This is a genomic window from Microcystis sp. LE19-8.1F (assembly GCF_027531715.1).
Taxonomy (GTDB): Bacteria; Cyanobacteriota; Cyanobacteriia; order Cyanobacteriales; family Microcystaceae; genus Microcystis; species Microcystis wesenbergii_A.
In genome coordinates this window covers 1-25001 of record NZ_JAPZSO010000234.1, presented here as the reverse complement: position 1 = coordinate 25001, position 25001 = coordinate 1, and the positions used below count along the sequence as shown (strand labels likewise).

Here is a 25001-nt window from a genome sequence, read left to right as displayed (position 1 = left end):
CAAAAGTCAAAAGGGAAGAAAAATATGTGTACCTCACTAGCTTATAGCGGTGTGCAGTCGTATTAGGTACAGTGTCACAAGCTATAAACCATGCTAGGCAAAGCTTGGTCTGTATCTCACTCAAGCGCTTACCGCTATAATCTTTGAATACCGCTTAATTATCTCCTCCCGTAGCGACATTTTTAAATCTTTCTTGGGCAGCAGAAAAAGCCTCTTTCATCACCATTTGAATCCTTTTAGGATCGGGTTTTTTACCCCCCATTAAATCGCCAAAATAGACACAAGCGCCCTCTCCTAGGGCCCAGGTATAGGCGGCGGCCCAAGAAGCGGCGATAACACTGCCAAAACCGGGGATAAATTTCACCAATTCCCGACCGATGGCCTGGGCCAAAAAGCCTCCAGCGATCGCACTTACGACTCCACCGGCCTGGGATGGGGTTAAGACTTGACCGTATAATTTGCCTAAAACCCCCACCATTGACACTTGTAGGGCGGTTAAAACGGGCATAGTCGCTAAGGGTAAGGGAATCGCCGCCAAGGTCGCCGCTATGACGGAAAAGGCTAACATATAGCGTCGGGCCACGTCCCGATAGAGATTGCCCAATTTATTGCTGGTTTCCCGATCTAAAAGTTGGTGGATGGTGTTAGCCTCGGCTTTTGGCAATAAATCGGCTAAATTGTCTCTAAATGCCTCTAAACCGTAAAAAACGGGGTTATAACCGTCTTCCTCTAGGGTAAAATCTATTAGCACAGAATTGTCATATAAATCCTTAAAAGTTTCTTTAATTTCTTGATAGGCGCGATTGATATCCTCGCAATCGGGAGGATAAGGGGGATGATCGGTGGTATTAGGAGGATAAAGCTGATGAAGACAGGTGACAGCCAGTAAACAGGGTATTTTAGGATATTTTTGCCGCAGTTGTTTGGTAATTTCCAGAAGGCTATCGGTGGCAAAATCATTAATTTTTACCGTCACGATAAAAACCTGGGCCCGTCCCGTATTTTCGGCTAAATCTGCTAATAATTCCGCGATTACCGTGTCTGTGTGTTGATAGGCATCCCCTAACCCCACCGTATCGGTAAAAATCAACAGGGGTAAGTCTTCCGCGGGGTAGGTGTAGCGCTGGGTGTTTTGGGTGTGGGGACGGAAACCTTGCCCGACGATTTCCGCCGAAACTCCCGTTATTCCCCGAATAATCGAACTTTTTCCCGTTTGCGGTTTGCCGATTAACAGCGCCTCGGTGGTGGGTAATTCTTGACGGACTTTTTCTAAAATTTCCGCCACTTGAGTGTCACTAACACTAAACCACTGGAGGACAGTATTAGTCAACTGGTCGATGGGGAGTCTTTTCATCACTTCCCCGGTGAGACTATTCCAAGTATTGACCAAAGAATCAATGGGCAGTTTATTAGTCATGGGGATTAGAAGGGTTTATGATAACTAAAATAGAGATTTTCAGCGATAGAATCAGACGATGACAAAAGCCGCAATAACTCCGCAAGATTTATCATGGCCTTTTTGGCCAATTGTACCACTTTATCCCTATGGTCAAAGACGGACAATTCGCCAAGAAGTGGTGAAAGATACGCTCTGGACATTTGAGCAATTGCAGGGTATTTTTTATGTGGTTGTGCCGATTCGCATGACGGTAATTAAGTTAGCATCTGGGGGTTTATTTGTTTATGCACCTGTGGCCACGACTCCGGAATGTATTCGCTTAATGCGTGAGTTGGAAGGTGAACACGGGGAAGTTAAATATATTATTTTGCCGACGATTTCTGGGATTGAACATAAGGTTTTTGTCGGTCCTTTTGCCCGTTATTTTCCTAAGGCTATAGTTTATGTTGCTCCTAATCAATGGAGTTTTCCTCTTAATTTACCTTTGAGTTGGTTGGGTTTACCGGCAAAACGAACAGAAATTTTACCTGCTGACTCGGCAACCACTCCTTTCGGAAAAGATTTTAGTTATGAAATTTTACCCGCAATCGATTTGAATGTGGGATACTTCTCGGAAGTGGCTTTTTTTCATCACTACTCTCAAACTCTGCTGCTGACTGATGGCATTATTTCTATCCCAGAAAATCCTCCTGCTATTTTAGAATTAGACCCCTATCCTCTCCTGTTTCACGCTAAAAATAGTGCTAAGGATTTGGTGGAGGATACCCCAGAAAATCGCCGTCGGGGTTGGCAGAGAATTTGTCTTTTTGCTCTTTATTTTCAACCTCCTGTTTTAGCTGTTCCCAATTGGATTAAGGTCTTTCGAGATGCTTTTACTGCTAAGGAAAGGAGTAAAAAAGCCTATTTTGGTTTATTCCCTTTTCAATGGGGTGATGATTGGCAAAGGACTTTTTTAAATTTGCGTCGCGAGGGGAGGTTAATAGTAGCGCCAATTTTGCAAACTTTGATTCTTAATCGCAATACTGACGAGGTGAGTCAATGGGTTGATAAAATTTGCCAATGGCCGATTAAACAGGTTATTCCTTGTCATTTTGCTAGTCCGATTCAAGCTGATAGTCAAGAGTTTCAGCAGGCTTTTTCTTTCTTGTCAAAAGATTCTTATTTACCTAAAGATGACTTGGAATGTTTAGAAAGTATTGATAGTTTTTTAGTGCGCTGGCGATTGACTCCTCCTCCTGATAAAAAATTGTAATTTATGGCTAAGAACTGCTATAATGTATGCGGTTGTTAGTTGATTGCTAATCAAGGTCATGCAAATTCCCGAAAATCCCAGTAATGATGACATCAGAGCAGCGTTGATTCAATTGCGAGAAGAACTTGGTCAAAAAGTTGACCGCTTAGAATATAAATTTGATGCCTATCAAAAAGGTACAGATGGTATGGTGAGAATGGCTACTACTATCATCATTGCCACCGCTTCTGTGGTAGTTTTATCTAGTCTTAGTCCTGCGGTGACAGCAATTATCACCGCTTTATATTCTGCTAATGCTCATTAGTTACTTTATCGCTAAATTCTGGTGCGATTCGGTGCGTTAGGCGCTTGCTAACACACCCTATCTTTCCTGAATTTTTACCCGTTGGTTTAATTGATTCATAGCCAGAGAAATCACCAGATTAAAGAATAAATAGGTGGCCATAACTACTATTAACATCTCTAGAGCTTTTCCTGTCTGATTAGCGATGGTACTAGAGATAGCATAAATATCATTATAACCAATAGCGATCGCTAAACTAGAGTTTTTAACCAGGTTTAAACATTCATTAGTTAAAGGAGGAATAATCACTGGCAAAGCTTGGGGAAAAATTACTAATCTCATCACTAATAAAGGTTTTAATCCCAAGGCTTTAGCTGCTTCCCATTGTCCCCGATTAACCGATTGAATCCCTCCCCGTACCGTTTCCGCAATAAAGGCAGCTGTATAAACAGTTAAACCGATTAAGAGAGTAGCAAACTCGGAAGAAAGATGTAAACCAAAGTCAATATTTTGATTAAGAGGATTAACTTGGGGATTTTGCCATTGTAAACCCCAGATTAGAGGAATTATAACTAGGAGTATTAGGCTAGTTAGACATAAACTAAGTTTATTTTTTAGGTATAAAAATACTGAGATAATTATTCCTAAAGCAATGATAAATAAGGCTAACCATGTCCTAAAACTATTAGCGGGGAAAGGCAAATAGACTCCTGAGTTATTTAAAAATACCCTGCCAAAAAACTCTAAAGATTCCTCAATTTTCGGCAGTTTCAGAAATACAGCAAAATACCAGAAAAATAATTGTAATAATAGGGGTGTATTGCGAATAGTTTCCACATAAATTGTTGCTAACTGACGAATTAACCAATTATCCGACAAGCGACCTAACCCGATGACTATTCCCAGACTAATCGCCAAAAATATGCCAGTAATCATAATGCGGAGGGAATTAACTAATCCCACCAAAAGAGCGCGAAAATAGGTATCGGTGGGACTGTAGGCAATAGGAGAGTCACCAATAGCAAAAGAGGCTGGTCGGTCGGTATCAAAGAGAAAGCCAAAGCCAAAACTTAAGCGTAGGCGTTGGAAATTAATCACTAAATTGTGGCCAAAAAACCAGAAAATTAGGCAGACAATTAGTAGAATAATTACCTGTAGAAAAATCTTCTGAAATCGCTCATCGTACCAAAAAGAATTTTTTTGAGGTAGAGTCATATTTATTAAGTAGCTGGTTATAATTAAATCCCCCCTATATCCCCCCTATATCCCCCCTTGATAAGGTAGGGTTGATTCATGAATCAACCCTACCCTTGATAACGGGGGTGTCTGATAATTTTTAATACTAAATCCGTTGGGTATAGACTACTTATAAGGATAGGCAAAAGGCAAAAGGCAATAGGAGGAATAGATAATCAGTTTTTAATAACTGGATTTAGTATAACGCCTACCTACTTATATAGTCCAGAATTTTTCACAAAAGAAATCGGTGACTTTTGGCCACCGATTGAGAAAATCAAAACATATTTAGATAACTCCCAGACGGGAGAGACCGAGGATAACACCGGCGCCGAGGACATGACCAAAACTGGTAGTACCCAGTAAAGCGCCTAATCCCATACCACCGAATAAAGCGGGGGAAGGTAAAGCAGGACCGACATTTTGTTGTTTAATAGTCGCTTTACCGAAGGCAATAGCGAGAATATTGCAGATAATCATGACAATCGCCACTTTGGGACTCCATTCGCTGGAACCTTGCACGGCGGTAGCGGCCATTAATAGGGTTGAATACATTGAAATTCTCCTGAACAGGTCGTTTTAAGTTTTTAATCTTAAAGGTAGTTTTCACCCCACATCACGGCCTGTTGCAATACTTAATAATCAAAAGCAGAGGAGTCAACGATAGGGCCGATTCGTCTCCACTTCCGAACTACTCGCTTAGTACAAATTCAAGTTTAAGCCTACTTCTCTAGCGAAGACGGCTAATCCTTTCTTTTCAATGGTTTTGATAGCTTTGGTGGAGATGCGTAGTTTTACCCAACGGTTGCCTTCCGACCACCAAACTCTTTTCCATTGTAGGTTAGCTTCTTGTAATTTTTTGGTGCGACGGTGGGAGTGGGACACCGCATAGGCGTTATTGGCCTTTTTCCCCGTCATAGTACAGACTCTAGACATAATTTACTCCTGTGCGATCGATGTTTGTCAATAGTCAACCTTTCTAGTTTAACTCAAATCTCGCCAGAAGTCCCCCCTTCCCCTGGGTGAAGTGAACGGAGATAAATTTAACAGCAAGTGGGGGGATTAAGAAGTTGATTGAACCGGTTCACTGCTCAGACAATTTCGACAATTGCATCAAAGGTAATGGTGAGAATATTGTCAACAAATTTAGCTGTAATTTTTTACTGAATAAAAAATATTTTAATAAGTTTTACATAGTTTCTATTATTCTGGTTAATTCATTTTTATTTTTCCACAATTTTACTTGAAAATCTTGGTAAATTTTGGCGATAAAAGGGGCTTAATTATCTTGGGTTATTCTTTCGATTTTATCGATTGTTTCGACAAAAATATTAATCATGGTTTGACGAGGTAAGTTGCCAGAAACTAGAACAAATACTTGAGCCTGATAACGGGCTATCTGTTGAACTTCTAAAATATTTCTACCAATGTTTACATCTTTAGTTAATACTATCCATCCTCTTTGACTAACAATAGGTAGCCACTCCGTATCCGGTGCATCTGGGGCAAAATGGGCATGATGAAATTCAATTTTAACCCCTATTTCTTGCAAAGCTTCACCGATAGATTTTCCTAAAGCGCGGTCGATAAAATAGGTGTATTGATAGGTCATGCCGCTTGCCAATTGGACTCGAATAAAATCGCTTTTTCAATTTGCCAAGGTTGACAATTATAATCATTGGCAATATCTTCTATAGAGTCCCCCGCATCATAAAGTTCTGTGACAACTTTAGTGGGAATTCCTGTTCCTGTGATCACGGGTTGTCCGAAGGAAATATTAGGGTCTATCTTTAGGACTTTATTGCTGAAGTCTTCCCCATTTATGTCGATAGTGGGAAAAAGCCGTGTGGCGATATCTTGTTCATCCCATTCAATACGAGTTAAGAGATTATTTAAGAATTGTTTCATCGTCAATTGTCCCGAACGGGAGGCATTAATTAAATGTTCAAATTGTTCAATAAAAAGGTCAGTTCCATCGGTACTAAATTGTTTTTGAACTAGAGGATGATCGGTGTTAAATTGTTCACTAATATAGTCTAGGGCAAGTCTAACTTTATCGAGAGGGATGTTATGAACTTTGCGAATAACTCTTAAAACGTGCGCTTCCACTAAGTTAGTAAAGGAAAGTTGCGGAATATTCGGATTAGGTCGTTGAATGAGGGGTAAAAACTCTTTTTGTCCTTTTTTTGTGGTCGTTGAGCTTAGCCGAAACGTCGGGTAGGTGCGTCCTCGTACCCACGTTCTCAGAGTGGGTAAAGGAATATGGAGATAGCGCGCAGTATCGGCTATAGTGTAGGTGGGAACATGATAGAGATGCTCTAGAGATAAGGGAGATGATGCTTTGACCATCGTTAATATTTTGGTGAAGTTGTTGGGATGAGATTATCGCCTATTATTTCATTTTAGCTAATTTTGGTATCCTTGAGGATAGGGATAAAGCAGGGTACATCTTATTTTTGTAAATCTAGCAAGTTGGGATTTTTACGCAAAAACTCTCTGATAAAATTGGGCATTACTTCCGACTTTATTAATCAATCCAAGCTTTTGGGGGGTTCTACCCCCCAAACCCCCCGTTGGGGGCGTGGCGCGGTCACTGAGCTTTGTCGAAGTGCCGCCCCCAAACCCCCCGCGCATTAGCTTTTCGGTGGGATGCTTACAGGCAGCTGCTGATATATCTGTGATAATTCAAGAATCACTGATAATTGCTCATTGTCGGTATTTCTGCAAATGTCAGATGCAGCCATAAAGTAGGATGAGGGCAGTGGACATTGGGGGCAAATGAGGTTATATTTTATCTATAGAAGAACGTTTGTATGTCGCAACGATAATGAGTAACTCACTGCCAAAATATCTAGAGGAAATCACAGGCATTTATCAACAGGGTAACGCCACAGAACACAGTTATCGTCCTGCTTTAAAAAAATTAATTGAATCCCTAAATAATAACCTACAAGCTCTCAATGAACCCAAAAGGATTGCTTGTGGCGCTCCGGATTTTGTGATTAATCAGGGTATGGTAGAAATTGGTCATCTGGAAGCAAAAGATATCGGAACTTCTCTCAAAAAGGTTGAAAATACTCCCCAAATAAAACGTTATTTACAGGCTTTGGGTAATTTAATTATCACCGATCATTTAGAATTTCGTTGGTATGTATCGGGAGAATTGCGTCTATCAGCTGCCGTGGCAAGTCTTAATCAAAAAAAGCAAATTAAACCTGATTCCCAGGGTATTTTGCAAGTAGAACAATTGTTCTGTCAATTTTTCCTCTCAAAAGTTATTCAGATAACAACACCGCGAGAATTAGCGAAAAAAATGGCCGCTTTAGCGCAGTTAATTCGAGATGCAATCGGCCAAGCTTTAAAAGATCAAGATTGCGGGGGAATGTTGCGGCAACAATTGCAATCTTTTCAACGAGTTTTAATTAGTGATCTCAATGAAGCGCAGTTCGCGGATATGTATGCACAAACAATCTGTTATGGTTTATTCGCAGCACGCTGTAATACGGATCAAATAAGTTCTTTTTCCAGGGAAACGGCAGCATTTCGACTACCGAAAACTAACCCTTTTTTGCGGGGAATTTTTCATCAAATTGCTGGTACAGAATTAGATGAGCGGATTACTTGGGCCGTGGATACTCTAGCCACTATTTTACAACAAACCGACATGGATGGTATTCTTAGCAGCTTTGGAAAACGCACGCGCAAGCAGGATCCTGTGGTTCACTTTTATGAGACTTTTTTAGCCGAATACGATAGTAAAATGCGTGAGTCTAGGGGGGTTTATTATACCCCTGAACCCGTGGTTTCTTACATGGTTCGCAGTGTGGACTATATTCTAAAAAATAAGTTTCAGATTCCTAAAGGTTTGGCCGATGCCAAAAAAATTACGATTAAAAATCCTAATAATAGCCAAGAAACTCAGGAAGTTCACCAAGTTTTGATTCTCGATCCTGCTGTGGGAACTGGCACTTTTTTACACTCTGTTATTGACCATATCTATGACAGTTTTCGTCAACAGAAAGGGATGTGGTCTAGTTATGTCAGTAAACATTTATTACCCCGTCTCTTTGGGTTTGAATTACTGATGGCTCCCTACACCGTAGCACACATGAAATTAGGTTTACAACTTCAGGAATTAGGCTATGATTTTAGTGCCGATGAACGCTTGGGAATCTATCTCACAAACACCCTACAGGAAGCTTTTCAAATTCCCCCTGCTGATGGGTTTTTAAATCGCATTCGCGATGAAGCAGAGTCAGCGCAAGGTGTTAAGCAAGAACATCCTGTTATGGTGATTATTGGTAATCCTCCCTACTCTGGACATTCCGTAAATACAGGAGAATGGATTAAGGAATTATTGAAGGGAAAAGATATTATTTCTGGAGAAAAAACTGCTAGTTATTTTGAAGTAGATGAGCAACCTTTAGGCGAAAAAAATCCTAAATGGTTAAATGATGATTATGTTAAATTTATTCGCTTTAGTCAATGGCGCATCGAGAAAACTGGTTATGGAATTTTAGCTTTTGTTACTAATCATGGTTATCTGGATAACCCAACTTTTCGGGGAATGCGTCAAAGTTTATTAAAAACTTTTGATGATATTTATATTCTCGATTTACACGGCAATAGTAAGAAAAAAGAAGTTTGTCCCGACGGTTCACCGGATCAAAATGTGTTTGATATTCAGCAAGGTGTAGCTATTGGTATTTTTATTAAATATCACAATAGTTCTTCAAATTTAGCTAAAGTTTATCATGCTGATTTATGGGGCAAAAGAGAGATGATTGAGAATCAAGTTATTGTCGGTGGTAAGTATCATTGGTTAGAGGAAAATGATCTTTATTCTACTTCTTGGCAAGAATTAAAACCTGATTCTCCTTTTTATCTATTTAAACCTCAGAATATTAATCTGCGCTCGGAATACGATCAATTTTGGAAGATTAATCAGATAATGTCAGTGAATGTCTTAGGATTTCAGACTCACCGAGATAATTTTGCTATAGATTTTGACAAAGATAAGATAACTAAAAGATTTCAAGAACTAAGAGAAAATAATCTTTCTAATGAAGATTATACTACTAAGTATGATATTAAAGATAACCGAGATTGGAAATTAAATAGAGTTCGTCAATCAATTCGTTTAGATGACCAATGGCAAAATAAAATAACTACTTGTCTCTATCGTCCTTTTGACCAGCGTTATTGTTATTATAGTGATTTGATCATGGACAGACCTAGACGAGAGTTAATCGATCATGTCTTGGGAAAAGAAAATTTATGTATAAATACAGTTAGACAAACTAGGCTAGATTTTTGGAATCATTCTATAGTGTCTGACACTCCGACTCCTGCTGTCTTTGTAGAAATAAAAGATGGATCTAATGTTTTCCCCCTCTATCTTTACCCAACCAATACCCCAACCCTATTTGAAACAGAACCAACCAACTCGCCAAATGGTCGCCGTCCCAATCTAGCACCAGAATTTATTAAGGAACTTTCGGCAAAACTTGAATTAGAATTTATCAGTGATGGCAAAGGAGACGAAAAGAAAACCTTTGGACCGGAAGACATTTTTAACTATATCTATGCCGTCTTTCACTCTCCCCAATATCGCCAACGTTACGCCGAATTTTTAAAAATAGACTTTCCTCGTGTTCCTCTCACCAGTAATCAAGAATTATTCTGGGAATTAGTCAAAAAAGGTGACAGATTAGTACAGTTACACCTGATGAAAGCAACGGGAAAAGAAATTAGTAGCTATCCCGTGGCGGGTTCTAATCTAGTCGAACAGGTGAAATATAACGAAAATAAACAACAAATTTCGATTAATTCTGACCAGTATTTTGCGGGGATTCCGCCCCAAATTTGGAACTTTTATATCGGCGGTTATCAAGTGTGTCAGAAGTGGCTAAAAGACCGCAAAGGTCGCCACCTTAGCTACGACGACCTAGAACATTATCAACAAATTATCTCCATTTTGGGCGAATCGATCGCAATTATGGAAACTATAGATATAATTATCAATAAATATGGTGGTTTCCCCTTTAGTTAAGCCACCGGTGAGAGAAGATTAATACTAAATCCGTTGAGTATAGGCTACATATTGGGAGAGGCAAAAGGCAAAAGGCAAAAGGCAAAAGGCAAAAGGCAAAATATAGCTTTTTTCAGTCTGCTGAGGTACAAAAGTTATGGGTTTTAGGCAAAAGGCAAGAGGCTTCGGCCGTGAGCTTAAAGTCGAACGGTAAAAGGGAAGAAAAATAGGTGTACCTCACTAGCTTAGGAAACGCTATATTTTAAGAATTTAGTTTTTTAAGAAGAGAAGAAATCATTCGGGTCTCTTCTAGGAGTAGAGAAATGATTGATTTAATATGTTTTTCCTCGCAAAGCCCTACTCTTTGACAGAGGATTAAATGTGTTTGAAGCTCATTAATTGAGCCTTGAGAGATGTTGAGAAATCTCGCATAGTCTCCTGAACTTCGCATCCCATAACCTTCAGAAATGTTGGCGGGAATAGATGCGGATGCTTTTCTAATCTGTTGCACCATACCATAGAGTTCTTCCTTGGGAAAAGATTTAGTCAAATAATAGCATCTTTCGGCAATATCCATTCCTTTTTGCCAGATTATTAATTCTTTAAAATCTTTAATTTCAGACATTTAAAACTCCTTTGTTTTCTTAAGTAACTAAGCAAAATTAATTACACATATCTAACCACCTCTTGCCTCTTGCCCCTTGCCTCTTGCCCCTTGCCTCTTGCCTCTTGCCTCTTGCCTTAAATCAATTACGAATTTAGCATAACAAGTTCGGAAGATTAATTTTTGCCCACTGGCAAGAGTCCCTGTTCACCGATAAATGATTCTCCACTCCCAAGGATGCCCTCTTATACTAAATCCGTTGAGTAACGCCCAGAAAACGGGTTTCTCCGAGAAACCCGTTTTCTACTCATGCAAAAGGGAAAAAGGGGAATAAATAATCAGTCTTTAATAACCAGATTTAGTATTATTCTTCGTGTCCTCTGTGTCTGGAGTGGTTCCTTCCACTCGCTTGCTGACAGGACTGTATCTTAGAATACATTTTACCCACCGAACCTAAGAGAGCCTCAACCAGAGTGATACAATTGTTAACACCACAGACCAAGAGCCAATCGAAGCGAGAGAATAAAAACTGCTATGTTAAAAGCCCTACTCGGAGACCCTAACGCCCGCAAAATTAAAAAATTTCAGCCCCTCGTCACCGAAATCAACCTGCTGGAAGAGGATATTAAAAACCTGTCCGATGAGGAATTAAGGAGCAAAACCAGCGAATTTAAGGAAAGATTAGACAAAGCGAGAAATTATGAGCAAAGAGAGGAGATTCTCGAGGAAATCCTCCCCGAAGCTTTCGCCATTGTCCGGGAAGCGGGAATCCGAGTCTTAGGGATGCGTCACTTTGACGTGCAGTTATTGGGGGGAATGGTACTGCACAAAGGACAAATCGCCGAGATGAAAACCGGGGAAGGAAAAACCCTAGTTGCCACTCTCCCCGCTTATTTGAATGGATTGACCGGAAAAGGGGTTCACGTCGTCACCGTCAACGATTATCTCGCCCGTCGTGACGCGGAGTGGATGGGGCAGGTACATCGCTTTTTAGGGTTAAGTGTGGGACTAATTCAAGCCGGCATGAGTCCGGAAGAAAGAAAGAAAAATTATGCCTGTGACATCACCTACACCACTAACAGCGAACTCGGCTTTGATTATCTGCGCGATAACATGGCTACAGTGATGGGGGAAGTTGTCCAAAGACCCTTTAACTACTGCGTTATCGACGAGGTGGACTCAATTCTTATTGATGAGGCCAGAACTCCATTAATTATATCAGGACAGATCGATCGACCCACAGAAAAATATATTCTCGCCGCCGAAATCGCCAAGCAATTAGTGCGCCAAGAAGTAGAAGACGGACCGGGAGACTACGAAGTTAACGAAAAAGACCGTAACGTTTTAATGACCGATGAAGGCTTTAAAAGAGCGGAAGAACTATTAGAAGTCACCGATTTATACGACCAAGAAAATCCCTGGGCGCACTATATTTCTAACGCTATTCGTGCCAAAGAACTCCAGAAAAAAGACGTTAACTATATCGTTCGCAGTGGTGAAATTGTTATCGTTGATGAGTTCACGGGACGGGTATTACCGGGCCGACGTTGGGGCGATGGTTTACATCAGGCAGTGGAAGCTAAGGAAGGGGTAGAAATTCAACAGGAAACCCAAACCTTAGCCACGATTACCTATCAAAACTTTTTCCTACTCTATCCGAAATTATCCGGCATGACCGGGACGGCCAAAACCGAAGAAACGGAACTAGAAAAAGTCTATAACCTGCAAGTAACAATTATCCCCACTAACCGCGTTTCTCGTCGGCAAGATTTAGCCGATGTGGTCTATAAAAATGAACAGGCAAAATGGAACGCCGTCGCCGAAGAATGTCAACAAATGCACGAACAGGGTCGCCCGGTTTTAGTCGGTACCACCAGTGTGGAAAAATCAGAAGTGCTTTCGCTGTTATTACAGGAAAGAAAGATTCCCCATAACTTGCTTAATGCCCGTCCGGAAAACGTGGAAAGGGAATCGGAAATCGTCGCCCAAGCAGGCCGGGCTGGGGCCGTAACTATTGCTACGAACATGGCGGGACGGGGAACCGATATCATCCTCGGTGGTAACTCCGACTATATGGCCCGATTGAAAATTCGCGAGTATTTAATGCCCAAATTAGTTATGCCCGAAGATGACAATTTGGCCTTTAGTTTACCCAGTTTAGGAGAACGCAATCGCCCGCAAGGATTCGCCCCGGGTAAGAAGAAAAAAAACTGGCGTGCCTCGGCGGAAATTTTTCCCACCGAGTTACCGAAAGAGGTAGAAAATGCCCTGAAAGAAGCGGTTAAATTTGCCGTTGATACCCACGGAACTCAAAGTTTACCGGAATTAGAAGTAGAAGAAAAAATCGCTATCGCAGCCGAAAAAGCCCCCACGGATGACCAAGTTATTCAAAAGTTACGCGAAGTCTATAAATTAATTCGCAAAAGTTATGAAGATTACACGGGTAAAGAACACGATGAAGTAGTAGAAAGAGGCGGACTGCACGTTATCGGGACCGAACGCCACGAATCCCGCCGTATTGACAACCAATTGCGAGGCCGGGCGGGCAGACAGGGCGACCCTGGTTCTACACGCTTCTTTTTAAGCCTAGAAGATAATTTATTGCGGATTTTTGGGGGCGACCGCGTGGCTGGTTTAATGGATGCCTTCCGGGTGGAAGAAGATATGCCCATTGAGTCGGGAATGTTAACTCGTTCCCTGGAAGGCGCGCAAAGAAAAGTGGAAACCTTCTATTATGATGCCCGGAAACAGGTGTTTGAATACGACGAGGTGATGAATAATCAACGGCGCGCTATTTATGCCGAACGTCGTCGGGTTTTGGAGGGGATGGACTTAAAAGAACAGGTGCTGCAATACGCCGAAAAAACCATGGATGAAATCGTCATGGCTTATGTTAATCCCGAACTGCCGGCGGAAGAATGGGATTTAGAAAAACTGATTAGTAAATCTCAGGAATTCGTCTATCTCTTGGCAGATATTACCGCTAAAGATGTCGAGGATATGAGTGTTAATGATATCAAGATGTTCCTACACGAAGAAGTTCGTAAAGCCTACGAAATTAAGGAACGTCAAGTGGATAGTATTCGTCCCGGTTTAATGCGTGATGCCGAACGTTATTTTATCCTGCAACAAATCGATATGTTATGGCGCGAACACCTGCAAGCGATGGAAGCTTTACGCGAGTCGATTGGTTTACGCGGTTACGGTCAAAAAGACCCCCTAATTGAGTATAAACAGGAAGGCTACGAGATGTTTTTAGAAATGATGATTGATATCCGTCGCAATGTGGTTTATTCCATGTTCCAATTCCAACCGCAAGGACAACCCCAAGCAGTGGCTAGTGAACAGTAAAAACTAAAAGTTGGCTTAAATTGGGGAGAATTGGCTAAGGCTGATTCTCTCATTTTTTTCTACCGAGAAATCAGTCACCCACAATCCACACTAGGACGAAAATTATCAGTCCGATTACTCCATAGGACAGCAACGACCCCAAAAAATTGAGGATTTGTATGGGAAAATGAATCAAAACTTGGTAAGTAAAATCCGTAACTGCCAGCAAGGCAGTGAAAAATATAGTCACAAGTGTTATCATAATTAAATCTTCTCATTCTGATAGAATAAATGGCTATCCTTTGCGGTAATCGACAGTAGATGGTCAGAAGTTAGGAGATTATCCCCAAGAAAAAACTCGGAGTGCGGCAGAATCGGGAGAGCGTTGGGTTTCATGCTTCAACCGTTCGGCAAAAGCTCACGGCCGAAGCCCAACCTACGTTCTTTTTCAATAAGATTTATAGCGTTTTTCAGTCTGCTGAGGTACAAAAGTTATGGGTTTTAGGCACTCATGCAAAAGGGAAGAAAAATAGGTGTACCTCACTAGCTTCGGAAACGCTATAGTTAAACACCGAATTGTGAACAATTATGCAACAATTTATTCAACAGTTAAAAATCGATTTATCCTTGACAGTGATCTAGCAGTTTCATCATTTACTTTCCTAAATATCCTTAGCTAATCATCGCCAATAAACCTTGATAAAAAATCTGAAAACTAGGAGAACAATTATGAGCAGGAGTCATAAATTGAGAAATTTCTCGGGCTGCTTTCACTTTTTCTAAACCTCCTCGATGATACCCAGCTTTTTGAAGTATCTTTTCTAAGTTTTCCCAAGTTCCGCCCGTAATTTCATCGGGTTTTCTGTATTTTGCTTGCTGTCCCACATTAGTAGAAACTTTGGGATAGGCTGAGACTATAGCCTGAATATCACCAAAAAACCAAGCTTCTAGTTCTTCTATAGCAATTCTATTTAACACCTGAAATGTTTTTTTATCTTCACTAATCGTTTTGGTGATCAGTCCTGTTTGTTGGGCAATATTTTCTAACTTTTCTTTGAGCATTTGACAATCTTCATTGTCTCTATCTACAAGAATAATGATTCGATAATCATCGGGTATCCAGCATTGATAGCCTTTTAATCGCTCCGGTAGTTTTTTGATTAAATCGGATTTACCTCGAAAGACATGAATTTTATAGGTGACATTCTCAAATAATATTTTAGGTAAAATTTGATTTAAACATTCTTGGGTAGAAAATTCTTCAACTAAAAATTCAAGATGCACTTTTTTCCTCCTTTGCCATTAAATTTAAATGCTAGGATTCCCCACATCAAAATAGTCCTCCATCCATAATTGACCCAACAAAGCACCATTTTGAATAAATTCCTTAACTCCTTGCATTGCTGAAGTACGTTTAGCTTGAGTAAAACCATTTTCATCTCGATAAAGTACCCAAACCTCCTCTGGTTTCAAACCATCTACAAAAAAGGGAGAATGAGTTGTTACCATTAATTGTGTACTTGCGGTCGCTGCCCGACATTCTTCTGCTAATTCAGGTAATAAACGGGGATGAAGATGATTTTCTGGTTCTTCTATTCCCAGTAATTGCGGAGGGCTTGGATCGTATAATATAGTTAAATAAGCCAACATTTTTAAAGTGCCATCGGAGGCAAATTTGGCAAGAATTGGCTCTTGAAAAGGTGCGTCTTTAATTTGAAGTAAAAGCTGTCCATTCGGCATAATAGATGCTTCTACTTTTTCTAATCTAGGAATTCGACGAGAAAGGGTTTGTAAAATAGATTCTAATCGTTGAGGATGATCTTCTTTTAAATATTGAATAACATTAGGTAAATTGTCACCAGTTGGCGATAATCTTTCTTGCGCTCCTGCTTCTGGTTGAGTGCGAGTATTATCTGCGGTTAAGTAGGAAAGATACCAACTTGTGATAAAACGACGCAAAGCACTAACCCGGGGATGTTTGGCCAATTGTCCGAGGGTACTAACAGCTAAAAATTCCGGGGAGTCTAATCGTTCAGAGATTCGTTTATCTTTTGGTTTGGGATTTTCTCCACTAACCACTATTCCTCCCCCTTCTTTAAAGTCTAAAAAGCGATAAGGTTTGCCCTTCGCTCCTTGTCTCCACTGTAACCATTCTTCGGCAACATAAGGGCGATTGTTAGCTTCATTAATAGCCAAATGATAGGTAATTAAAGGTGATGCCAATTTTTCTCGATATTTTAATTCGATAATGATGTAACCTTCTTGTCCTCTGGTTCTTAATTCTTTAAATCTTCCCCGTCTGTCCCAAGCTTTTTTTAAACCAACAGTAAAACATTCAGAGAGGAAAGCAAAGACATCAAATATGGTAGATTTTCCGCTCCCATTAGGACCGAGAAAAACGGTTAAAGGAGTAATGCTTTTTAATTCTAAGTCCTGTAAAGCTCGGTAATTTTGCACGCGCAGATTTTCGATTCGAGGTATAGAGTTTTTAGACATTGATTGTTGCTCTCTGCTGCTTTTAGCTCGTCTTGTCCCAGATTAGCTGTTAATTTTCCCAGTTCCCACAAAAAACTGGTCAATTTTTAGTAATCTGGCTCTTCTGGACTGGTTATAGCAAATTAGCTCTCCTGATTCTACCGCAATTTTAACAGCGATCGAGTTATACTAAATCTTATTTAACAAGTATAGAGTGGGAAGTGGCAAGTGGCAAGTGGGTTTTTAAAGTTGGATTGGCAGTTAATGATACTATCAAAAATCAATTTAGTATATAGCGTTTCCTAAGCTAGTGAGGTACACCTATTTTTCTTCCCTTTTGCCTTTTGCCTGTTGCCTTTTGCCTAAAACCCATAACTTTTGTACCTCAGCAGAGTGAAAAACGCTATAAGCTTTCATTGCACTGCAAAAAACTTCAGCAGAATAGTTCATCCTTCCTAGCTAATTAGCTAATAAGGACAAGTCAGGGAAAATATTTCCCCGTTTCCCGTTCCCTTTTGCGATAAAATAATTAATATAACTTCAAGGAGACTGCTCTATGAATATTCGTATTGGTAACGGCTACGATATCCACCGATTGGTAACAGGAAGACCTTTAATTTTAGGAGGAGTAGAAATTGCCCATACTGTGGGTTTATTGGGTCATAGTGATGCCGATGTCTTAACCCACGCTATTATGGATGCCATGCTGGGGGCGCTTAGTTTAGGCGATATCGGTCATTATTTTCCCCCCACAGACCCGCAATGGCAAGGGGCGAATAGTTTAAAATTATTAGAGCAAGTTAATCAGTTAATTATCGATAAAGGTTGGCAGATTAATAATATTGATTCGGTAATTATCGCCGAAAAACCGAAAATGAAACCCCACCTTATTGCGATGCGAGCCAAGTTAGCAGCAACTCTCAAGATTAATCCGGAACAGGTGGGAATTAAAGCCACTACTAACGAACAATTGGGACCGGTAGGACGAGAAGAAGGTATCGCAGTTTATGCCGTGGTTTTATTGGTTAAGGAATAAGTAATTAGTAAGAATTAGCTCAAATTAAGTATCCCAAACCTATGAATATAGACACAAAAATCTTAGAAACTGTCGAAGCAATGCCAGAGTTCTTAAAAATAGAGCTGCTTCACTATGCTGAATATTTGATGGCCAATTATCAATCAGATGTTATTATAGAGAAACCTTCTCTTAGGAAACGTCGTTCAGGAATTTTACAAGGTACATTTAGCTTACCTTTGTCCGATGACTTTGATCAGTCTTTGGAAGATTTTCAGGAATATATGTGATGACATCTTTTCTTCTGGACACCCATACTTTCATCTGGTTAACTGAAAACGATTCTAACTTGCCTAATAATCTTCGGGAGGAAATTGATTTTGCTCCTGAAGTTTATGTCAGTATTGTTAGTCTCTGGGAAATCGCGATTAAGTTAAATTTAGGTAAGTTAGCCCTACAAAAAAGTTATGAAACCATTGAAACTAAACTAGAAGCATCAGATATAACCTTACTGTCTATATCATTTTCTGATACTCTAAAAATTTGTACTTTACCCTTGCATCACCGTGATCCATTTGATATAATGCTAATTGCTCAATCTCTAAACAGATCGCTAATTCTAATTAGTAAAGATACTAAATTTGATGCTTATAATGTACCAAGAAAATGGACATAATACCCCGTCCGGCTCAATTCTATTCAAGATGAGAGCAAGATAAATTTCCTCATTACCCATAGATTTCTAACATTCATTGCTAAATTCTCTCTATGACTGCCATTATCCAACAAATAAAAGAACGTTTTTCCCAATCCCTAGTTAAATCCTTTGGGGAAAACTTCGCCGCTACCGATCCCCTAATTGTGGCCGCTAGTAACCCCCGTTTTGGCGATTATCAATGTAATATTTCCCTCTCTTTAGCCAAAGAATTAAAACAAAAACCCCGGGAAGTGGCGGCAACTTTACTAAAAAATCTAGAGATAGATGATCTCTGTCAACCCCCCGAAATTGCCGGACCCGGTTTTATCAATCTTACCCTGAAACCCAGTTATCTAGAAACCCAATTAAAAGACCTAATTACTGACAACCGTTTAGGAGTTGCCGCTGCTAACCCCAGTCAAAAAATTATTGTCGATTTTTCCAGTCCCAATATTGCCAAAGAAATGCACGTTGGCCACTTGCGATCGACTATAATTGGTGATTGTATTGCTCGGATTTTGGAATTTCGTCATCATCAAGTAATTCGTCTTAATCACGTCGGGGATTGGGGTACTCAATTCGGGATGTTAATCACCTATCTACAAGAAGCTTATCCTAGCGCTTTAACCCAAGCAGATGCTCTCGATTTGGGGGATTTGGTTAGCTTTTATAAAAAGGCCAAAATTCGTTTTGATGAAGACGAAAACTTTAAAGAAACTGCCCGCCAAGCCGTAGTAAAATTACAGTCGGGTGATCCTCAAAGTCGTCAAGCATGGCAGTTACTTTGTCAACAATCACGACGGGAATTTCAGAAAATCTATGATATTCTCGATATAAAACTAACCGAAAGGGGTGAATCTTTTTATAATCCCTACCTTGAGGCAGTAATCAAAGAATTAGATCAACAGGGATTGCTAACAGAAGACAACGGCGCTTTATGCGTCTTTCTCGATGGTTTTACCAACAAAGAGGGTGATCCTTTGCCCCTAATTGTCAAGAAATCCGACGGCGGTTATAATTACGCTACCACCGATTTAGCGGCAATTTGTTATCGAGTTCAGCAAGATAAAGCCGCAAGAATAATTTATGTCACCGATGCTGGACAAGCCAACCATTTTGCCCAAGTATTTCAGGTGGCTAAAAAAGCGGGATTTTTACCCGATAATGTGGCAGTGGTTCACGTCGCTTTTGGATTAGTTTTAGGGGAAGATGGTAAAAAATTAAAAACTCGTTCCGGGGAGACGGTAAAATTACAAGAATTACTCGATCAAGCGATCGCCTGTTCCCTAGCTGACTTAGAAAAAAGACTGGCGAGCGAGGAAAGAGAAGAAACCGGCGATTTTATCGCTAAGACTGCCGAAACTGTCGGTTTAAGTGCCGTTAAATACGCCGATCTCAGCCAAAATCGCCATAGTAACTACGTTTTCAGTTACGACAAAATGCTCAATCTGCAAGGCAACACCGCCCCCTATATGCTGTACGCTTACGCTAGAGTCCAGAGTATCAGTCGCGAAGGTGGTATTAATTTTCAGGATTTAAGTGCCAATTCACCGCTAATTCTCAAGGATGAAAGCGAATTAATTCTGGCTAAACAATTACTGCAACTTCCGGAAGTAATTAGGGCCGTGGAAGAGGATTTATTACCCAATCGTTTATGTGATTATCTTTATGAACTCAGTAAAAAGTATAATCGTTTCTACGAGAATTGTCCCGTTCTTAAAGCGGCAGAACCGATTAAAACCTCTCGTTTAGTTCTGTGTGATTTAACGGCAAGAACCCTAAAATTAGGCTTATCTCTCCTGGGAATCCCCGTTTTGGAAAGAATGTAAATCAGTTATCAGTTATCAGTAATCAGTTATCAGTTATCAGTTATCAGTTATCAGTTATCAGTTATCAGTTATCAGTTCACCGTTTACTATTCACAGCAAAAAACTACCCAATTTATAATTGATAATTGATAATTCATAATTCCCACACCCCACACCCTACACCCCACACCCTAAACCCTACACCCCACACCCCCCCTGCCCCCCCGATGTCGGGGGGGGTTGGGGGGGGTCACACCCTACACCCCACACCTTGGATTGCGTATCTTTGACAAAAGTAGGTGCTATTTTATACACCGAAAAAATGTCCTATGCTGACGTGAAAAAACCTGAGTTTTTGCTAACCTAGAAATAGCTCTAATCAGAGCCAATATCTTTGGGCGAAGCTTAGAGATTAATCTAGTTAAACTCACTCGTGACGTTATCTTATTGTCGTCTGTTGCCTATTCGCTTTCAGGTGATAACTCGGAGATGGGAAGTTAGTACAAATGCTCAGACTTCCTCTCCCTGCTCCCTGCTCGCTCATAGACAGTCTTAACGAGTAATTTAGATAGTTAACAGCTTACTCCCGCATCTGGGCCGCTGACGCAATAAGCCACACCTATTATCCCAGAGATGTTATTGTTAAAGCGGTCAAATGTCGGAACGTCCTAGAGGATTTTCGGGAAAGAGTATTCGCCCTGTCGTAATCTCAAATAGAACCTTATGAGTCAATCAATAGAAGGTAAGGCTATGGCTGATGCTGATGTATCAGATTATACCACAAATAAAATAATTTTGTCTAATTGGATTGCCCCTTGGTCGAAAGGCAATCGGAAAAACCCGTCACCGCAACCAAAATGGGATTTATGGCAACCCCTGCGGCAACGAATCGATCGCCTAGAAATCAATACACCCGCACTAGCCCATCAGATTTGTCGTCTAATTCCGGCTCAATGTCCCTTTGCGCGGAAAATTACCCTATTTAACCAGACAATTCTAGAGATTCCGCCCCTTTGCAAGCTAAATCCCCTCTACGAAAACCTGATGATGTTAAGATTTCGCGCTCTTTCTTACCTGGCCGATGAATGTGGAGAGGATATCGGTGCTTACTGCTAAAATGGGTGAGTGTCTTTAATCGCCACACCTATGGCCATCATCGCTCTGAAAGCTTGGTATCTGGACAAATACGAACCTATCCGCGAGGTTGTCAAACGTCCCCACGACTTGCGCTTAAGTCGCAATAGTCTCTTAAAATCGGGTTTAAGAGCCGATTTTCTCGATGATAGTCTGACAATACAGGGTTCTGTCTGGTTCCAACGCTATCTAGAAGGGGAAAGGGTGGAATTTTACCTCGAAGGTAGTGGCGGTTACGTCATCTCGAATATTGACCTGATTTCCCAAGAAATTTACTTTACTAAACAGGACCTCAGCGCTTGGTTGGATCCCGTCATTTATTTTAGCTCCCAAAGCCAATTTAAGGACTCTAGCACCGCTTTAAAAACAGTTTTGACCGAAACCGTCGAAAATCTCAATAAACGCTCCCGTTTGCCCTTAACCATCGAAGAAACGCCCCGAACTGAGGGCAATGTCACCAGATTGAGTGATAGTCAATTACGCAAAATCCGCAAAAGTTTATTATTTATCGCCGATGCTACGGCGATTAGTCAAAAGGAAACGGAATTACTGCCCAGTCCCCTAGTGGGTGTAGAATTAGGTTATGCGATCGCTTGTAAACAGGGCGGACAAATTCTGCTAACCTATCAAAATCGAGCGGAATTAAAGGGTAAACTGGCTTTTGACCTGCCAAGCTACCAAAAATTAATTTTCTCGGATCCTAGCGAATTGCGTCTCACCTTTCCGCCTTTAATGGCAACTTTATTACAAAAATTCAATCTGATTAGTTAAAAAAAATGAGTAGAAAAGCTGACGAGTACGCCGTACATTTGTTCTTAAGCAGTGGACATCGCGAGGAGGTCCGTTTTTTGACTATCCAAGAATTTCAAAAGTGGTACAGTAACGAATTAGTTCCGAAAGCCGATTCCCAGGATTTTATCAATGTTCCGATCAGAAATATCCAAGGGGAATATATGGTTTTACGTCCGGCTAGTATCGTCGCTATTCGCGTGGAACCCGTCTTTTTTGGCAGTGTGGAAAGAATGTAATTTGTCGTTATCGCTAAAAAAGATAGTTAGATGGAGAGAATTTCAGAGATTATTGATAATTCTCTCAATATCAGCTTGAATTTGATTGCTGACTTTGCCTTGCCAGCGTTCTTTTAATTCCCTTAATCCCACTTCTGCGTATTGACAGATCTTATCTAAAACTTCTTTGCCGTCGCTGGGTTGAGGATAGGAATTCTTTTTACAGATAATATAAATTCCCGCGGTTAAAGCTAAAATAACTTCTTTATCGATTTGGCTAATAGCAATTAAATCTTGTCGATTACTCAGAGTGGTTCCGTAGATACTGAAGTCTTGTTTAATGGCAAAAGCAGCGGCGAATAAATAGGCATCTACCATGCGCTCAAAGGTTTTATCATCTTTTAGTCGCTGTAGATAATTTCTGGAAGTTTCCGAGGCATAAATCTTCAAACTGTCATCGATTCTCTGCATTAGTAATTCTCCATCACTTCAATCACGGAAGCATCTTCATCGGCAGCCAAACGGTGTATTTTGAACATATCAGTAGTATAGGGGAGCAGCAGATTTAAAAGTGGATCGGGAAGATCGCGATCCGTGGCTAAAATAATTACTTGGGAGTGTAAATTAGGGAGAGAGTTAATAATATTTTTTTGATGTTCTTTGTCTAAATGTCCAAAAGGTGTATCCATAATTAGGGGAACATAAGTATCGGTTATTTGATTTAAACCTGTGATAAAAGCAAAAGCTAAAGCTTCCTTTTCTCCCGCACTTAAAACATCGGGATTTAATAATTTTCCTGTGATAGTACGGATTCCTAAAGTGTATTCGGGAGTGATTTCTACTCCTCTATATTCCTCCGGTTTGTTGGTTACTTGTAAATAGCGATCGCTGGTTACTTTATTAATCATTTTTTGGGAATTATCGATATGCCATTCGATTAATTCGTTAGTGGCATTTTTTAAACCTCTGGCCATTTTAACCTGATTAGATAACATCAATGTGGTTTGATTTTCACTAGCTAAAATTTCCACTTCTTTGCGTAAATGTTCTAATTGCTTTTCTTTGATTTCAATGTCCTTTTGCAAGCGTTCGATACTTTCTTCAATCTCCTTAACTTTTCGTTCCGATTCGTCAACTTTTCGCCAAATATCCCTTACCGAGTCTTGATTTATTCCCGTGTTTTCCTGTTTTAGCTGTTTAATATGTTGATTAATTTCTTCGATTTCTTCTTCTAAACGATCTCTTTGTAAAAGCAATTGACTATAATTGCTAAATTTGGCATTATCTCGGATAATTCCCTGTAAATAAATTCTAAGTTGGTCTTTTTCTATTCTGGTGGCGTTGTCCACTTCTAAGGACTCTAGTTCGGCAATTCGTTGCAGGATAAAGTTACGAGAATTTTGATCTAAACAACGACCACATAGACAGCTTTCATCGTCAAGTATTGCTTTTAAAACTGCTGTAGAATTAGTTTTATAAGTGCTTTTTAAGCTAGTAACTTGCAAATCGTCAGCCATTTCCTGCACAAAGTTAATCAGCAAAGGTATCGAAGCTTTTTTTAACCAAGAATCGATAGACTTTTGTAGGTTATTTAACTGAGTTTGTAAACCGATACGCTTTTTCTCTAAGTCATGAATTTCCTCTTGTTTTTCTCGTAAACCTTCAATCTGTGCGGCTTTTTCTTGAGCATCATGATGGATAATTTTAGCATTTTTTTCCTCATCTTTAGCATTTTTAAGCTGACCTTTTTGAAGGTCAAGGTCTCCTTCTAATTCTCGCAATTGTTTTCTCTTATCTTTTAAAGCTTGACTGGTTCCCTCTGCTTTATTGAAACGGTTTTCTAATTCTTGCAAGGCTTTTTCTGTATCATCGCGCAGATTTCTTAATTCAGGGATACCCAAAACTTTTTCAATTGCTTCTTTTGCTTCTTTAGTTTGGGTTATCTGGGTATATTGTTCAATTTTTAAGCCATCAAAACAGAAAAAATCTCGAATAGATTTAGGAAGCAATGCTTCGATATATTCCCTAGAGTTACTTCTCATGGTTCCATCTTCATAAAATAATGCTTCCTCTACGCTGGGATAAGAAGTGCTACCATTAACTTTTAATTTCGCTGTGCGACTGATAAAGTAATTTTTCTCGTTTCTAGTAAAATTTAATTCTACCCGCATTTCTCTTGCCGGTGAAGAATCATCCTTACCTCGATAAAAATAGGTTTTCAGAGTCTCTTTAGATACAATATCTACCCCATAGAGACACCATAAAATCGCCGTCATCAGAGAAGTTTTACCGTGGCCATTATTACCGAAGATGATCTGAATTTTTCTGTCGGGATGCAGGTTAAAAGTAATATTTTGACTGGGATAACATTTCCAATTAGTTAAGCGAATTTGTTTCAGTCTCAAAGTCATAATAACTCTTGTAAAAATCAAAAATTTTGTGGTTGGTTAGGAGTCAGTAGCCAGTAGTCAGTAATCAGGAGAATTAAGAATGAATAATAATCAATTAAATGGTTTATTTAGATATTTTATGCAACTTAATATTTATTTTTGTCGTTTTTAAACTACCAAAAATAAATGTAACCGTTCAGGGGGGGGATGTCAAGCCGCCAGTGGCATTGACTCTGTGGAAGGACTCTCCTGGGGCAGCAGAGAAGGAGAAGAACTGCCTTTCCTAGAGGCATGGATACTACTCTCCCACAGTAGCCGCTCTTTTCTACGCCTTTTTAGA

21 protein-coding genes and 1 pseudogene are annotated in these 25001 nt (G+C 40.0%); 11 read left to right on the top strand and 11 right to left on the bottom strand.

All coding sequences use genetic code 11. From position 1 onward, the window contains the following. Positions 1-154: 154 nt before the first annotated feature. Entirely contained in the window at positions 155-1417 is a 1263-nt protein-coding gene (locus O9334_RS21295) for a YcjF family protein (RefSeq protein ID WP_045361161.1), read from the bottom strand. 58 nt (positions 1418-1475) lie between these two features. Here O9334_RS21295 and O9334_RS21290 point away from each other — a divergent pair, with 58 nt between their 5' ends. Beyond that, on the top strand, positions 1476-2651 hold the full coding sequence (locus O9334_RS21290; protein ID WP_288002364.1) for a DUF4336 domain-containing protein: 1176 nt from the start codon (positions 1476-1478) through the stop codon (positions 2649-2651). A gap of 58 nt (positions 2652-2709) precedes the next feature. After that, positions 2710-2955: a ssr2422 family thylakoid membrane protein gene (locus O9334_RS21285; RefSeq protein WP_002732005.1), complete on the top strand. Its 246-nt coding sequence runs from the start codon at positions 2710-2712 to the stop codon at positions 2953-2955. A 57-nt stretch (positions 2956-3012) separates the two neighbouring features. On the opposite strand, the gene O9334_RS21280 is transcribed toward O9334_RS21285, so the two are convergent. From O9334_RS21280 to O9334_RS21260, 5 genes and pseudogenes are all read right to left on the bottom strand, one after another. Beyond that, positions 3013-4149 (bottom strand): amino acid ABC transporter permease, encoded by a 1137-nt coding sequence (locus tag O9334_RS21280; protein ID WP_045361165.1) that lies wholly within the window; start codon positions 4147-4149, stop codon positions 3013-3015. A gap of 309 nt (positions 4150-4458) precedes the next feature. Then, entirely contained in the window at positions 4459-4725 is a 267-nt protein-coding gene (psaK, locus tag O9334_RS21275) for a photosystem I reaction center subunit PsaK (RefSeq protein WP_002734065.1), read from the bottom strand. A gap of 144 nt (positions 4726-4869) precedes the next feature. Then, positions 4870-5106, bottom strand: coding sequence for a 50S ribosomal protein L28 (gene rpmB, locus O9334_RS21270; RefSeq protein ID WP_002732080.1), 237 nt, complete (start codon positions 5104-5106; stop codon positions 4870-4872). 253 nt (positions 5107-5359) lie between these two features. Then, positions 5360-5782, bottom strand: a pseudogene (locus tag O9334_RS21265) (PIN-like domain-containing protein). Beyond that, positions 5779-6519 carry a DUF433 domain-containing protein gene (locus tag O9334_RS21260; RefSeq protein WP_045361167.1) on the bottom strand — a complete coding sequence of 247 codons (741 nt, stop codon included), beginning with the start codon at positions 6517-6519 and terminating at the stop codon, positions 5779-5781. The pseudogene O9334_RS21265 and the gene O9334_RS21260 overlap by 4 nt, the downstream one beginning before the upstream one ends. A gap of 478 nt (positions 6520-6997) precedes the next feature. On the opposite strand from O9334_RS21260, the gene O9334_RS21255 reads away from it, so the two are divergent. Beyond that, positions 6998-10222 carry a type ISP restriction/modification enzyme gene (locus O9334_RS21255; protein ID WP_288002358.1) on the top strand — a complete coding sequence of 1075 codons (3225 nt, stop codon included), beginning with the start codon at positions 6998-7000 and terminating at the stop codon, positions 10220-10222. Positions 10223-10463: 241 nt separating this feature from the next. On the opposite strand, the gene O9334_RS21250 is transcribed toward O9334_RS21255, so the two are convergent. After that, positions 10464-10826, bottom strand: coding sequence for a four helix bundle protein (locus O9334_RS21250; RefSeq protein ID WP_288002356.1), 363 nt, complete (start codon positions 10824-10826; stop codon positions 10464-10466). Positions 10827-11339: 513 nt separating this feature from the next. Between O9334_RS21250 and secA the strand changes: the two genes are divergently transcribed. Further along, positions 11340-14156 carry a preprotein translocase subunit SecA gene (gene secA / locus O9334_RS21245; RefSeq protein WP_045361171.1) on the top strand — a complete coding sequence of 939 codons (2817 nt, stop codon included), beginning with the start codon at positions 11340-11342 and terminating at the stop codon, positions 14154-14156. 651 nt (positions 14157-14807) lie between these two features. Here the strand turns inward: secA and O9334_RS21240 are convergent. Beyond that, positions 14808-15419, bottom strand: coding sequence for a DUF4276 family protein (locus O9334_RS21240; RefSeq protein ID WP_288002354.1), 612 nt, complete (start codon positions 15417-15419; stop codon positions 14808-14810). A 24-nt stretch (positions 15420-15443) separates the two neighbouring features. Beyond that, positions 15444-16631: an AAA family ATPase gene (locus O9334_RS21235; protein ID WP_002799500.1), complete on the bottom strand. Its 1188-nt coding sequence runs from the start codon at positions 16629-16631 to the stop codon at positions 15444-15446. Between the two features lie 535 nt (positions 16632-17166). On the opposite strand from O9334_RS21235, the gene ispF reads away from it, so the two are divergent. From ispF to O9334_RS21200, 7 genes are all read left to right on the top strand, one after another. Continuing rightward, entirely contained in the window at positions 17167-17646 is a 480-nt protein-coding gene (gene ispF, locus O9334_RS21230; RefSeq protein WP_288002352.1) for a 2-C-methyl-D-erythritol 2,4-cyclodiphosphate synthase, read from the top strand. Positions 17647-17687: 41 nt separating this feature from the next. Then, positions 17688-17915 (top strand): type II toxin-antitoxin system VapB family antitoxin, encoded by a 228-nt coding sequence (vapB, locus tag O9334_RS21225; protein WP_147068831.1) that lies wholly within the window; start codon positions 17688-17690, stop codon positions 17913-17915. After that, positions 17915-18301, top strand: a complete 387-nt coding sequence (locus tag O9334_RS21220) for a type II toxin-antitoxin system VapC family toxin (protein WP_287168927.1) — start codon at positions 17915-17917, stop codon at positions 18299-18301. Before vapB ends, O9334_RS21220 begins: the two co-directional genes overlap by 1 nt. Before the next feature lie 92 nt (positions 18302-18393). After that, entirely contained in the window at positions 18394-20151 is a 1758-nt protein-coding gene (gene argS, locus O9334_RS21215; RefSeq protein WP_045361181.1) for an arginine--tRNA ligase, read from the top strand. 702 nt (positions 20152-20853) lie between these two features. Beyond that, positions 20854-21246, top strand: coding sequence for a Mo-dependent nitrogenase C-terminal domain-containing protein (locus O9334_RS21210; RefSeq protein ID WP_045361182.1), 393 nt, complete (start codon positions 20854-20856; stop codon positions 21244-21246). Between the two features lie 30 nt (positions 21247-21276). Further along, positions 21277-22035: a hypothetical protein gene (locus tag O9334_RS21205; protein WP_045361266.1), complete on the top strand. Its 759-nt coding sequence runs from the start codon at positions 21277-21279 to the stop codon at positions 22033-22035. A gap of 5 nt (positions 22036-22040) precedes the next feature. Further along, positions 22041-22292 (top strand): hypothetical protein, encoded by a 252-nt coding sequence (locus O9334_RS21200; RefSeq protein WP_012266136.1) that lies wholly within the window; start codon positions 22041-22043, stop codon positions 22290-22292. 42 nt (positions 22293-22334) lie between these two features. Here the strand turns inward: O9334_RS21200 and O9334_RS21195 are convergent, their stop codons facing one another. Further along, entirely contained in the window at positions 22335-22742 is a 408-nt protein-coding gene (locus tag O9334_RS21195) for a hypothetical protein (protein ID WP_045361183.1), read from the bottom strand. Continuing rightward, on the bottom strand, positions 22742-24682 hold the full coding sequence (locus O9334_RS21190) for an AAA family ATPase (protein ID WP_288002347.1): 1941 nt from the start codon (positions 24680-24682) through the stop codon (positions 22742-22744). Before O9334_RS21190 ends, O9334_RS21195 begins: the two co-directional genes overlap by 1 nt. Positions 24683-25001: the final 319 nt, after the last annotated feature.

Bases quoted from the DNA above. Each gene is read 5' to 3' on its own strand.
- O9334_RS21280 (WP_045361165.1), bottom strand. From the start codon at position 4,149: ATGACTCTACCTCAAAAAAATTCTTTTTGGTACGATGAGCGATTTCAG.
- O9334_RS21235 (WP_002799500.1), bottom strand. From the start codon at position 16,631: ATGTCTAAAAACTCTATACCTCGAATCGAAAATCTGCGCGTGCAAAAT.
- O9334_RS21200 (WP_012266136.1), top strand. From the start codon at position 22,041: ATGAGTAGAAAAGCTGACGAGTACGCCGTACATTTGTTCTTAAGCAGT.
- secA (WP_045361171.1), top strand. From the start codon at position 11,340: ATGTTAAAAGCCCTACTCGGAGACCCTAACGCCCGCAAAATTAAAAAA.
- ispF (WP_288002352.1), top strand. From the start codon at position 17,167: ATGAATATTCGTATTGGTAACGGCTACGATATCCACCGATTGGTAACA.
- O9334_RS21190 (WP_288002347.1), bottom strand. From the start codon at position 24,682: ATGACTTTGAGACTGAAACAAATTCGCTTAACTAATTGGAAATGTTAT.
- O9334_RS21195 (WP_045361183.1), bottom strand. From the start codon at position 22,742: ATGCAGAGAATCGATGACAGTTTGAAGATTTATGCCTCGGAAACTTCC.
- O9334_RS21285 (WP_002732005.1), top strand. From the start codon at position 2,710: ATGCAAATTCCCGAAAATCCCAGTAATGATGACATCAGAGCAGCGTTG.
- O9334_RS21205 (WP_045361266.1), top strand. From the start codon at position 21,277: ATGGCCATCATCGCTCTGAAAGCTTGGTATCTGGACAAATACGAACCT.
- O9334_RS21295 (WP_045361161.1), bottom strand. From the start codon at position 1,417: ATGACTAATAAACTGCCCATTGATTCTTTGGTCAATACTTGGAATAGT.
- vapB (WP_147068831.1), top strand. From the start codon at position 17,688: ATGAATATAGACACAAAAATCTTAGAAACTGTCGAAGCAATGCCAGAG.
- argS (WP_045361181.1), top strand. From the start codon at position 18,394: ATGACTGCCATTATCCAACAAATAAAAGAACGTTTTTCCCAATCCCTA.
- O9334_RS21220 (WP_287168927.1), top strand. From the start codon at position 17,915: ATGACATCTTTTCTTCTGGACACCCATACTTTCATCTGGTTAACTGAA.
- rpmB (WP_002732080.1), bottom strand. From the start codon at position 5,106: ATGTCTAGAGTCTGTACTATGACGGGGAAAAAGGCCAATAACGCCTAT.
- O9334_RS21255 (WP_288002358.1), top strand. From the start codon at position 6,998: ATGAGTAACTCACTGCCAAAATATCTAGAGGAAATCACAGGCATTTAT.
- O9334_RS21260 (WP_045361167.1), bottom strand. From the start codon at position 6,519: ATGGTCAAAGCATCATCTCCCTTATCTCTAGAGCATCTCTATCATGTT.
- O9334_RS21250 (WP_288002356.1), bottom strand. From the start codon at position 10,826: ATGTCTGAAATTAAAGATTTTAAAGAATTAATAATCTGGCAAAAAGGA.
- psaK (WP_002734065.1), bottom strand. From the start codon at position 4,725: ATGTATTCAACCCTATTAATGGCCGCTACCGCCGTGCAAGGTTCCAGC.
- O9334_RS21290 (WP_288002364.1), top strand. From the start codon at position 1,476: ATGACAAAAGCCGCAATAACTCCGCAAGATTTATCATGGCCTTTTTGG.
- O9334_RS21210 (WP_045361182.1), top strand. From the start codon at position 20,854: ATGAGTCAATCAATAGAAGGTAAGGCTATGGCTGATGCTGATGTATCA.